Origin of the sequence: Streptomyces sp. ICN903, from assembly GCF_022015835.1 — a bacterium.
Taxonomy (GTDB): Bacteria; Actinomycetota; Actinomycetes; order Streptomycetales; family Streptomycetaceae; genus Streptomyces; species Streptomyces fenghuangensis.
Map to the genome: position 1 here is coordinate 40,070 of NZ_JAKMAY010000004.1, position 11,384 is coordinate 51,453.

General features: G+C 75.1%; 9 protein-coding genes. 2 read left to right on the forward strand and 7 right to left on the reverse strand.

The features are described 5' to 3' along the window. Positions 1–27: 27 nt before the first annotated feature. The 3 genes from L7D48_RS00990 to L7D48_RS01000 are packed head-to-tail and all read right to left on the reverse strand — an operon-like array spanning position 28 to position 5,017. The gene (locus tag L7D48_RS00990) at positions 28–1,695 is read right to left on the reverse strand and encodes a lipopolysaccharide biosynthesis protein (RefSeq protein ID WP_237876101.1); all 1,668 of its coding nucleotides are present in this window, start codon (positions 1,693–1,695) and stop codon (positions 28–30) included. Next, positions 1,692–3,452 (reverse strand): lipopolysaccharide biosynthesis protein, encoded by a 1,761-nt coding sequence (locus L7D48_RS29335; RefSeq protein WP_237876103.1) that lies wholly within the window; start codon positions 3,450–3,452, stop codon positions 1,692–1,694. Before L7D48_RS29335 ends, L7D48_RS00990 begins: the two co-directional genes overlap by 4 nt. After that, positions 3,449–5,017, reverse strand: a complete 1,569-nt coding sequence (locus tag L7D48_RS01000) for a hypothetical protein (protein WP_237876105.1) — start codon at positions 5,015–5,017, stop codon at positions 3,449–3,451. The genes L7D48_RS29335 and L7D48_RS01000 overlap by 4 nt, the downstream gene beginning before the upstream one ends. Before the next feature lie 183 nt (positions 5,018–5,200). On the opposite strand from L7D48_RS01000, the gene L7D48_RS01005 reads away from it, so the two are divergent. Further along, positions 5,201–6,460, forward strand: a complete 1,260-nt coding sequence (locus L7D48_RS01005; protein WP_237876120.1) for a glycosyltransferase — start codon at positions 5,201–5,203, stop codon at positions 6,458–6,460. 80 nt (positions 6,461–6,540) lie between these two features. On the opposite strand, the gene L7D48_RS01010 is transcribed toward L7D48_RS01005, so the two are convergent. The 3 genes from L7D48_RS01010 to gmd are packed head-to-tail and all read right to left on the reverse strand — an operon-like array spanning position 6,541 to position 9,232. Next, a complete protein-coding gene (locus tag L7D48_RS01010; protein WP_237876107.1) occupies positions 6,541–7,689 on the reverse strand; it encodes a glycosyltransferase in 1,149 nt (382 codons plus the stop codon). Then, positions 7,686–8,222 (reverse strand): DapH/DapD/GlmU-related protein, encoded by a 537-nt coding sequence (locus tag L7D48_RS01015; RefSeq protein ID WP_237876109.1) that lies wholly within the window; start codon positions 8,220–8,222, stop codon positions 7,686–7,688. Before L7D48_RS01015 ends, L7D48_RS01010 begins: the two co-directional genes overlap by 4 nt. Next, positions 8,219–9,232, reverse strand: a complete 1,014-nt coding sequence (gene gmd / locus L7D48_RS01020) for a GDP-mannose 4,6-dehydratase (RefSeq protein ID WP_237876111.1) — start codon at positions 9,230–9,232, stop codon at positions 8,219–8,221. Before gmd ends, L7D48_RS01015 begins: the two co-directional genes overlap by 4 nt. Positions 9,233–9,369: 137 nt before the next feature. Here gmd and L7D48_RS01025 point away from each other — a divergent pair, with 137 nt between their 5' ends. After that, positions 9,370–10,314, forward strand: a complete 945-nt coding sequence (locus tag L7D48_RS01025) for a GDP-L-fucose synthase (protein WP_237876113.1) — start codon at positions 9,370–9,372, stop codon at positions 10,312–10,314. Between the two features lie 40 nt (positions 10,315–10,354). Here the strand turns inward: L7D48_RS01025 and L7D48_RS01030 are convergent. After that, a partial coding sequence (locus L7D48_RS01030) for a sugar transferase (protein WP_237876115.1) occupies positions 10,355–11,384 on the reverse strand: 1,030 nt, incomplete at its 5' end.

Genomic DNA, 11,384 nt, shown 5'->3' on the forward strand with positions numbered 1-11,384 from the left:
CGGCGCACGCGGCGGCCACCCCTTGGTTCAGCTTGCTCGGCTTGCTCGGCGCGACTTCCCCTCGCTGCCCTTGCGCAGCGCCCGGAGGAACTCCCCCACCCCCAGCGGCACACGATAGCGCCACAGGGCCGCGCAGAACCCGCAGACGGCGAAAGCACCGCCCAGCACAGCGCCCCAGGGGTTGTCCCCCCACAGCAGGCGGGCGGCGAACGCCGGTGGCGCGACGGCGGCGACGGCCACGGCCGCGGCGTGGAGGTAGCCGCGGTCGGCGGTACGGAAGCCCAGCCGCCGCACCAGCAGCGCCGAGGCGGTGTTGTCCACCACGATCGCCAGCCCCCAGGCCAGGGCCGCCCCCGTCACCCCGTACCGCGGCACCAGCCAGATCCCGGCGCCGAGCTGGACGGCGAAGCCCGCACCGGCCGTCGCCAGGTTCCAGGTGCTGCGGCCGGCCATCAGGACGACCGTCTGCGCGTTGCCGACCCCGACGTTGACCACGCAGGCCGCCGACAGCGCCACCAGCGCGGCGGCGCCCTGGCCGAAACCGGGCCCGAACAGGGAGAGCACGGTGGCGGGAAACGCCGCGAGCAGCATGAACAGGGGCCAGGAGAACAGCACGATCCACCGGGTCGACAGCCGGTGCAGATGCTCCGCCTCCCGCTCCAGGCCGGCCGCCAGCAGTCTGCTGATCTGCGCGGCCACGGCGAGGCGTACCGCGAGCTGGAGCAGGGTGCCGGCGGTCACCAGCCGGCCGACGGCCGTGTAGATCCCGGCCTCGGCGCTGGTGCCCAGCGCCGACAGCAGGACCACCCCTGTCCACACCCCGGCGATGTCGAAGACCGAGGACAGGGCACGGGGACCGGCGAAGGACCAGAACTCGCCCGGGGGGACGGGGCGTTCCCCGCCTACGGGCCGTTCCCCGCCCACTGGTCGTTCCTCCCGCGGCCCGCCCGCATCACCGCGCGGCGCCGTGCGGGAGCGGCGCAGCGAGAGCCAGGCCGCCGCCGCGCCCAGCAGTGCGGGGGCCAGCCAGGCCGCGGACAGCGCGAGCACACCCGGCGCGAGCAGGACCAGGGGCAGTGCGAGCACCACCCGCAGTACGGGTTTGCCGATCTGCTCCACACCCACGAAGGGGACCACCGAGCCGTACCCGCGGGTGGCTCCCAGCAGTACCAGGGAGACGGTCGCCACCGGCAGGAAGAGCGCGAACAGCCGCACCACCGCCAGGGCCTGGCCGGCGGGGAGGCCGGGCAGCAACCAGACCGCCAGGGCGGGCGAGAAGAACAGCAGGGCCGCGCACGCCGTGCTCGCCGCCAGGGCGGGCGGCACGGCGGTGCGCAGCAGCGCCGGTACGCCGGCCCCGCCGGTGAGTTCCAGGTCGCGGGAGACGAAGCGCACCAGCGCGGTGTCGGCGCCCAGCTTGCAGGCGTTGCTCACGATGGTGAACGCGGCGACGCCCGCGAAGACCGCGCCGGCCCCGTGCGCGCCGAGCCCGCGGGTGACGACGGCGACCAGGAGGAAGCCGGACAGCGCGTTGACGGCGGAGCCCGCGAAGCCGAACCAGCCGCCGCGCACCGTCGCGGCGACCCCCCGGGCGCGTGCCCCGGCCGCCGTACCGGATGCCGCCCCGGCCGCCGTACCGGATGCCGCCCCGGCCGCCGTGCCGCCGCCGTGCGCGGCGGGCCGTGCGCCGGTCACGGGCGCGAGGCGGTGCCGTCGCCGGTGCGCCGGTAGCGGCCGTACGAGCCGTAGGCGGTGTCCGGACGGGCCTCGGACGGCTCCGGTTCGAGGCGCTTGAGCGCCACGGTGTCCTCGCCCGTGCCACCGGAGCCGGGGCCGTCCCCGGTGCCCGTGCCGGAGCCGGTACCCGTGCCAAAGCGGTCCGTTCCGGCGCCCCCGGCGGGCGGGGCGGGTTCGGCGGGCGCGGTGGGAGAGGGGCCCCGGCGGCGTTTGCGGCCGCCCTCGTACAGCACCGCGCCCAGGACGTGTCCACCGACGGAGGTGACCAGGTCCCGCACCCGGTCCAGGTCGTCCCTGAGGGTGGTGTCCGGATCGCAGACCACCAGCACCCCGCGCGCCAGTCCGGCGACGGCCGTGCCGTCGGCGTGGGACAGCAGCGGCGCGGTGACGGCCACGACGTACTCGCCCCGCTCGGCCGCCCCGCTCAGCAGCCCCGTGAAACCGGGTGAGTTCAGTGCCCGTGCGGCGTCGGGCACCCGGCATCCGGGGACGAGTTCGAGGTATCCGGCGGTACCGGCGTCCACGGTGGCCCGCGCGCCGTCCGGCCAGCGGCCCGGCACGGGTTCGCGGACGGTGCCGCGCACGGGGAGCTCCCCGGCCAGGCGCGGTGTACGCGGGTCGGCCTCGACCAGCAGCACGTCACGGCCGGTCTCGGCCAGGGCCGCGGCGAGGTTGACCGCGGCGGGCAGGGTACCGGGGTGCTCCCGGGCGGACACGACCAGCAGGCCGCCGGGCTCCGCCAGGCGCGGGTGGCGCAGCGTGCGCAGGGCGATCGTGCGGAACTCCTCGGCCCGCTCCCCGCCGTGGGACGGGCCGACCTCCAGGATCCCGGCGCCGTCGCGCCGCGGCGGCAGGGTGCCGAGCACGGGTGCGCGCAGGGCGGTGCGCACCTCGCCGGCCGAGCGCGCCCGCGGGTCGAGCAGGGAGCGGATCCAGGCGGCGAGCAGTCCGCCGGCCAGGCCGGCGACCGCTCCGACCGGCACGAGTACCGCGATCCCGGGGCCGGAGGGCGCCTCGGGCGCCTCTCCCCTGCGCACCACGTCGCCGGGGGAGGTGTCCAGGGTCTTCAGTCCGGTGACGCGCCCCTGGAGGTCGGCTATGCGGGCGGTGAGGTTGGCGCGTTCGGACTCGGCGGTCTGCCGGGCGGACTCGGTGGACGCGCCGGCGATCTTCTCGTCCAGCTCCTCGCGCTGCTCGATCAGGGGCTGGAGTTCCTCGTTCAGCTCGGCGACGGTGTTGTCGATGCGCCGCACGACGGCTGCCTCGCGGTGGTCGAGGTAGGCGCGTACGAAGGCGTTGACGCGTTCGGCGGCCGCCTGCGGCGAGTCGGCCGTGTACTCGAACTCCAGGATGTGCGTGTCGGGAGGGTTGCTCACCCGCAGACCGCGCTGGAGCTGTGCCGGGTCGGCTCCTTCGCCCAGTTCCTCGGCGGCGCGTCCGGCGACCGTGGCGCTCCGGGCGACCTGCCGCTCGGTGCCCATGCTGATCTGCTTGTCGGCCGAGACTCCGCCGGCCTCGAAGGGCGCGGTGCTGATGGCCTGTACGACGACCTCGCCGGTGGCGGTGTAGTCCGCGCCGCCCACGGTGGACACGGCCCCGCCGCAGGCGGCGCCCAGCAGCAATCCTGCGGCGATGACGGCGCGGTGGCGGAAGAGCCTGCGCAGCTGGTCGCGGAGCTGGTCGGGCTCCCGCGAGGAGGGGTCGTAGGCGCTCACGTGCGTGCTTCTCCTGTGGAGGTGGTCGAGAAGGTGGTGCGGGTGCGGGGTGCGGCGCCCGCGGGCACGGGGCCGGGTGCCGCCACCGGGTCCGCCGGCGGCTCGGAGGGGAGCTCTGGGTGCGGCTCGGCAGGCGGCTGCCCGGGTGCCGTCCGGCCTGGTCTTCCGGTGATCAGTAGGGGCGTCAGGAGCAGCAGGGTGAGCGGTCCCATCACGAACAGCAGGCTGCCGCGCAGCAGGATGATCTGGTAGAAGCCGAACGCGGTCACGGCCAGGGCCGCGAGCGTGGCGCCGTGCTCGCGCAGCCGGTGCCGTACGCCGTCGATCCGCCGCCCCGCGGCCCCGAAGAGGGCGAAGACCGCGGCGACCCCGGGGAGACCGGCCCACATGTAGCTCTCGATCCACAGCGGTGCGGAGAGGTTCTCGAAGGAGTAGCCGGCGTGCCGGGCCAGGGCGATGCCCGCGTCGTCGGGCTTGCCGGGCCAGACGGCGCGCGGCACGAAGAACAGCGGCGGCCCGAGCGCGTTCCCGGGCGCGTGGCCGTTCTCCCGTACCTGGTCGACGCCGGTGGCGATCTGCTGGAAGGCGTCGTAGTCGCCGTTGGAGGTGAACTGCTCGGCGAGCGAGACGACCTCGACCGGCTCGCGCCTGTCGTGGCGGAAGTAGTCGCTGTAGGGGAACACCAGGAGCACCACGGCGGTGACGGTGGCCGCCCCCGCCCGGAAGGCCCTCGGCCGGCGCAGCGCGGGAGCGGCGAAGACAAGCGTCAGCAGCACCGTCCCGGCCCAGAAGCGCGGCTGGCTGACGGGGTTGTTCACCACGGCGTTCACCGCGACCAGCACGGGCAGCAGGATCCACCGCACTCCGCGCAGGGTCCGGTCGCCACCCGGTGCGCGGGGCACGTACAGCAGCGCGAGAAGCGCCCAGAAGGCCGGCACCGACAGGCTCCAGGCGGCCAGGGCCTGGCCCGCGGCCTCGCCCGAACCGCCCTGTCCGGTGGCCTCGTTGACGGCCTGACGGCTCTGGAAGAACGCCGCCGGGCCGCCCTGGGCGGGGACCAGCACGGCCGCCAGTGCCAGGGACAGTCCGCACAGCAGCAGGGTGCGCACAGGGGTGGTCCGGCGGGCGAGCAGCGGTTCGAGTACGGGCGGGGTGCGCGGCGTCCGCCGTCCCGCCAGCGCCGATCCGGCGCTGTAGGCGAGCAGTCCGGTCTCCACCAGGACCGCCGAGGTGAAGGCGGTGCCGGCGTCCACGGCGAAGCCCCAGGGGTAGGAGTCGGTGGCCAGCATGGCCAGCGGCGCCAGGCCCAGCCAGACGTAGCAGAAGAGCCAGAAGCCGAAGCCGACCACCCGGATCAGGGGATCGGTGAGCACCCGCGCCAGTGCCCCTCCGGTGTGGGCCACCACCACGCACTGCACCGCGAACGCGGCGCCGGTGCGCACGTCCTGCCCGTACAGCACCAGTGCGGGCAGCATCAGGACGAGCAGGACGGTGGACAGGCACAGCGCGGGGACGCTGCGCCGTCCGGCCCGCTCCGCCGCCGGGGACGGTTCCCTCACGGGCATGACCCGTTCTCCTCCTCCCGTTCCGCGCCGGCCCCGGTCCGGGGCGGAACGGGCGGGTTCTCGCGCTTGGCCGGGATCGGATCGATCACATTCTCTGCGTTTATCGATTTTTGTGATGTTCTGGCAGCAGATGATGCCGTATACCCCTACGATGACCGCGTCTTCGAAGGGGGGACGGCTGTGCTGGACTCGTTCGCGGGCCGCTGCGTGCTCGTGGTCTCGACCAACTACGCGCCGGAGCACGCCGGCATCGGGCCGTACTCGGCGCAGATCGCCGAGCACCTGGCCACGCTGGGCGCCGACACCCATGTGCTCGCCGGGATGCCGCACTACCCGGCGTGGCGGGTGCACGAGGAGTACCGCGGCAGGTGGCGGGTGCGCGAGGTGCGCGAGGGCGTCACCGTCCACCGCCGCAGGCACACCGTGCCGCGGCGTCAGACGGCGCTGCGCCGGGGGCTTTTCGAGGCCGGCGTCCTGGCGCACGGTGTCGTGGCGCCGCCGCGCGTCCGCCCGGACGTGGTGCTCTCCCAGATGCCCAGCCTGGCCGGAGGGGTACTCGGCGCCCGCATCGCCCGGCGCGCCGGGGTGCCGCACGCGGTGGTCGTCCAGGATCTGATGGGCGCGGCGGCCGGGCAGAGCGGGATGAGCGGCGGCGGCCGGGTCGCCTCGTTCGCCGGAGGCGTGGAGGGCCGGGTGCTGCGCTCGGCGGCGCTGGTGGGGGTGGTGCACGAGTCGTTCACCGACCGGGTGGCGGCCATGGGCGTGCCGCGCGAGCGGGTGCGGGTGGTGCCCAACTGGACGCATGTGCGCGCCCCCGGCGGCGACCGCGCGCTGACCAGGGCCCGGCTGGGCTGGCCCGAGGACGCCACCGTGGTGCTGCACTCGGGGAACATGGGCCTCAAACAGGGGCTGGAGGTGCTGGTGGAGACCGCCCGTCTCGCCGGCCCGGGCGGCGCCCGGGCCGGCGGGACGGGCGGCACGGTGCGGGTGGTGCTGATGGGCGAGGGGCACCGGCGCGGGTATCTGCGGGAGCTGGCACGGGGGGTGGAGTCGCTGGACTTCCTCCCGCCCGCGGGCGCGGAGGAGTTCCCCGAGATCCTGGCCGCGGCGGACATACTGGCCGTCACCCAGCGGGCGTCGGTGCTGGACATGAGCCTGCCGTCCAAGCTGACCTCGTACTTCACGGCCGGACGCCCGGTGGTCGCGTCCGTCGCCGCCGGCAGCGGCACCGCGCGGGAGGTCGAGCGCTCCGGCGCCGGGGTGGTGGTGCCCGCGGAGGACCCCGAGGCCCTGCTGGAGGCGGTCCGCCGGCTGGCCGGAGATCCCGGGCGGTGCGCCGAACTGGGCGCGCGGGGGCGCGAGTACGTCGAGCGGCGGCTGAGCCGCCGGGCCGGTCTGGAGCGGATCACCGCCCTGCTGCGGGAGGCGTCGGCCGCCGGATGACGGACGGGCGCGGCACGCGGGCGCGGGGCGGCACGCCGGCGCGGGGCGGTCCGGGGGCGGCGCGGGCCGCGTGCGGCGCCTCACCGCGCTCCGGGCCGGGCGGCGCGGACGGCGGCCCCGTACAGTCTCTCCAGCCGGTCGGCCACGGCCGCCGCCGAGAACCGCTCCCGCACCGCCGCGCGGCCCGCCGCGGCGGTGCGCTCGCGCAGCGACCGGTCCTCCAGCAGGCTCAGCACCGCGCCGGCCAGCGCCCCGGGGGAGCCGTCGGTGACCAGCGCGGCGCTGCGCCGCTCCAGCTCGCCGGCGATCCCGCAGCTGTCGGTGCAGACCACGGGGGTGCCGGCGGCCAGCGCCTCCAGCACGCTCATCGGGAACGGCTCGTCCACGCTGGGCAGGACGTACACGGTGGCGCGGGCGATCCGCCGCACGGCGGCGGCGTGGTCCAGCGGCCCGCCGTACTCCACCGCCTCCCGAAGCCCCTCCTCGGCGATCAGCCGGCGCACCGGGGTCAGCCGGCCCTCGTCGGCCCCGTGCAGGGTGAAGGAGGCCTCGGGGTGCTTGGCGCGCACCAGCGCGGCCATGCGCACGAACGCCTCGGGGCGCTTGCGCCGGTGGAGCCGGGCGAGGAAGAGCACGTCCGCCCCGTCCGGCCGGTCCTCCGGCTCGCCTTCTCCTCCCTGCGGCGGCCTCACCCCGTTGGGCAGCCGGACCGTCGGCGGGCCGCCCGGCCGCAGCACCCTGCGCAGCCCGGTCTCCTCGGTCTCGGTGAGCACCAGCGCGGCACGCGCCCCGCGCAGCAGGGGCACGTAGCAGCGGTCGAAGAGGCGGACGGCGGCCGAGCGGCGCGGCTGGACCATGCCGTGGGTCTGGACGACGAAGGGGCGGCGGCGCAGTACGGCGGCGGCCAGCGCCGCGAGGGAGACCAGATCGCGTCCGGCGTGGACGTGCAGCACGTCGGCCCGGCCCGCCAGCCGCCACAGGGTGAGGGCCAGCCGTGGGTTGAACAGGCCGAGGAACCCCTGGCCGGGTACCAGCGTGCGGGCCCGGTGGGCGCGCAGCGGCACACCGTCCAGGGTGCGCGGCGGCGCGGCGCGGCCGCGCCACAGGGAGACCAGTGCGACCTCGTGGCCGCGTGCGGCGAGTTCGGCGAGCTGTCCGGTGGCCACGCTCACCGGGCCGCCGTAGGCGCCGTCGTCGCCGGTGAGGGTGACGGTGTGGACGATCCTCATCGCGCGCCTCCGGCGGTGAGCACGGCTTTCGGCGCGAGGTCGCGGTGGGCGACCGCCCCGGCCCCGACCACCGCGCCCGCGCCGACGGTGACGCCGCGCAGCACCATGGCCCGGGCGGCCACCCAGCAGCCGCGCTCCAGGCGGACGGGGGCGTTGTCGAACTCGAAGGTGGGTGAGTGCCGCTGGTGGCTGCCGGTGCACAGCACCGCCTCCTGGGAGACGCACACGTCGCTTTCGACGGTGATCGGCTCCAGGTTGATCAGCCAGGCGCCCTCACCGATCCACACGTCGTCGCCGACGGTCAGCTTCCAGGGCCACTGCACGCGCACCCGGTGCCGGATCAGGACCCGCTCCCCCACGCGCGCGCCGAAGGCCCGCAGCAGCGGCGGGCGCCAGCGCGGCGGGAACCACCACTTGACGAAGAGCAGGTTGAGCGCGGCGAACCAGGCGGCCTGGACCAGCAGGCCGCGCTGCTTGTCGTAGCCGGCGCCGGTGAAGCCGCGCAGCCGGCGCGGAGCGGCCGGGGCGCTCAACGGTCCACCCGCACGCGACGGCCGGACATTTCGGCCTCCAGCTGCGCCACATCGGCCTCGACCATGATCCGGGCCAGCTCGTCGTAGCGCACCTTCGGGGACCAGTCCAGCAGCTTGTGCGCCTTGGAGGCGTCCCCGATCAGGGCGTCCACCTCGGTGGGGCGCTCGTACTTGGGGTCGAAGCGCACATGGCGCTCCCAGTCCAGCCCGGCCGCGCCGAAGGCGGCGGTGAGGAAGTCGCGGACGGTCGCGGCCACTCCGGTGGCCACCACGTAGTCGTCGGGCTCGTCGCGCTGGAGCATGCGCCACATGGCCTCGACGTACTCGGGCGCGTAGCCCCAGTCGCGGACGGCGTCGAGGTTGCCCAGGTAGAGGTGCTCCTGCAGGCCCGCCCGGATCCGGGCCACGGCGCGGGTGATCTTGCGGGTGACGAAGGTCTCGCCGCGGCGCGGGCTCTCGTGGTTGAAGAGGATGCCGTTGACGGCGTGGAGGCCGTACGCCTCCCGGTAGTTGACGGTGGCCCAGTACGCCATCACCTTGGCGCAGCCGTACGGGCTGCGCGGGTGGAAGGGCGTGGTCTCGTTCTGCGGTGGCGGGGTGGAGCCGAACATCTCCGAGGAGGAGGCCTGGTACAGCCTGGTCTCCACGCCGCCGGCCCGGATCGCCTCCAGCAGCCGTAACGCGCCGAGCCCGGTCACCTCGCCGGTGTACAGGGGCGCGTCGAAGGAGACGCGGACGTGCGACTGGGCCCCCAGGTTGTACACCTCGTCCGGCCGGATGTCGCGCAGCAGGTTGACCAGCGCCACCCCGTCCGCGAGGTCGGCGTGGTGCAGGACGAGCCGGCGGCCGGGGGTGTGCGGGTCCTGGTAGATGTGGTCGATGCGCTCGGTGTTGAAGCTGGACGAGCGCCTCATCAGGCCGTGCACGGTGTAGCCCTTGTCCAGCAGCAGTTCGGCCAGATAGGAGCCGTCCTGCCCGGTGATGCCCGTGATCACAGCGGTACGCGGCATGGTGTTCCCCCCACAGGTGGTCTGGTGTCGGCCCGTGTCCGGCCGGGCGCCGGAGCGGGACGGGATCCCGGCGGCAATCGGTCGTATTTCAGCAGAAGCCGGGAGGAAGCGCGCCCCTCCCTGCCAGAATGCGCGCCATGGACGATCTGCTGCCCCCGCCCGCCCGCGTCTTCGTCGCGGGACACCGCGGCCTGGTCGGCTCCGCCGTCGCCCGGCGCCTGTCCGACCGGGGCTACGAGGTGCTGACCCGTACCCGCGCCGAACTCGACCTGCGCGACGGCGCGGCCACCGCCGCCCACCTGCGCGACACCCGGCCCGACGCCGTGGTCCTGGCCGCCGCGAAGGTCGGCGGGATCATGGCCAACAGCACCCACCCCGTGCAGTTCCTGGAGGACAACCTCCGCATCCAGCTCGGCGTGATCGGCGGCGCGCACGCCGCCGGGGTGCGCCGGCTGCTCTTCCTCGGGTCGAGCTGCATCTACCCCAAGCACGCCGAGCAGCCGATCGCCGAGAGCGCCCTGCTGACCGGCCCGCTGGAACCGACGAACCAGGCGTACGCCGTCGCCAAGATCGCCGGAATCGTCCAGGTCCAGTCCTACCGGCGGCAGTTCGGCGCCTCCTACATATCGGCGATGCCCACCAACCTCTACGGCCCCGGCGACAACTTCGACCCCGAGACCTCGCACGTCCTGCCCGCCCTCATCCGCCGCTTCCACGAGGCGCGCGAGAAGGGCGCGGAGGAGGTCGTGCTGTGGGGCACCGGCAGTCCCCGCCGGGAGTTTCTGCACGTGGACGATCTGGCCGCCGCCTGCGAGGTGCTGCTGCGCCGCTACGACGGCGACGAGCCGGTCAACGTCGGCTGCGGCGAGGACCTGACGATCCGCGAACTGGCCGGGCTGGTCGCCTCGGTGGTGGGTTACGGGGGCCGGATCTCCTTCGACCCCGCCAAGCCGGACGGCACCCCGCGCAAGCTGCTCGACGTCGGCCGGATGAGGGCACTGGGCTGGTCCCCCTCGATCGGCCTGGCCGAGGGGATCGCCGCCACCCACCGCGCCTGGCTCGGCGCGGCGGAAGCGGTCTGACCCGGTCGAGGCGCCCGCCGCGGCGCCCGCCCGGCCGTTCCTAGTACGCGCCACGGGCGCTCACCACGGCGCGGAAGGTGCGGGCCAGGACGCCGGCGTCCATGGCGCAGGACCAGTTGTCCACGTACCTCAGGTCGAGCGCGACGGTCTCGTCCCACGTCAGGTCGGACCGTCCGCCGACCTGCCACAGCCCTGTGATCCCCGGCCTGACCGACAGTCTGCGCAGCTCGGTGTCGTCATAGCGCTCCACCTCCTCGGGCAGCGGCGGGCGCGGTCCCACCAGCGACATGTGGCCGGCCAGCACGTTGAACAGCTGGGGCAGTTCGTCCAGGGAGTAGCGGCGCAGAACGCGGCCCAGCCGGGTGACCCGCGGGTCCTCTCGGATCTTGAACATCGCCCCGTCGTGCTCGTTCGCCGCTTCCAGTGCCGGGCGCATCCGGTCGGCGGCCTCCACCATCGTGCGGAACTTCCACATCGGAAACGGCCGCCGCCCCTGTCCGACGCGGACCTGCCGGTAGATCACCGGTCCCGGCGACGACAGGCGCACCGCCGCCGCCACACCCAGCAGGACGGGCGAGAGCACAACGGTCAGCAACAGGGCGCCCACCCAGTCGGTGATCCGCTTGAGCAGCACCGGCAGCCCCCGCCGGGGTGGCGGCTCCACATGGAGCACGGTCATCCCCGCGGCCCGGGCCAGCCGCAGCCGGTGCCGCGAGACGTCGACGAGGCCGGGCACGACGGCCAGGCTCCGACCGTCGTCGTACAGGGCCCAGGCCAGCCGGCGCAGCCCCTCGGCCGTCGTCCACCGCCCGGGGACGACGAAGACCGTGTCGGCGTCGAGTTCCGCGGCGCGCTCGAGGACGGTGGCGGTGTCCACTGTTCCCTCGGCGCCCTCGGGCGCGCAGCCGCCGACCACCACGTACTCGTCGTCGGTGCGCCCTCCCATCCGGGCCGTCAGGCCGTCCGCGGCCCCCGTCTCCCCCACGACCAGCACCCGCCGCAGCCCCCGCGCCCGGCGCCGCAGTGCCAGGGTGCGCCGGTACGCCAGTCTGCGGTGGGCGGCGGTCAGT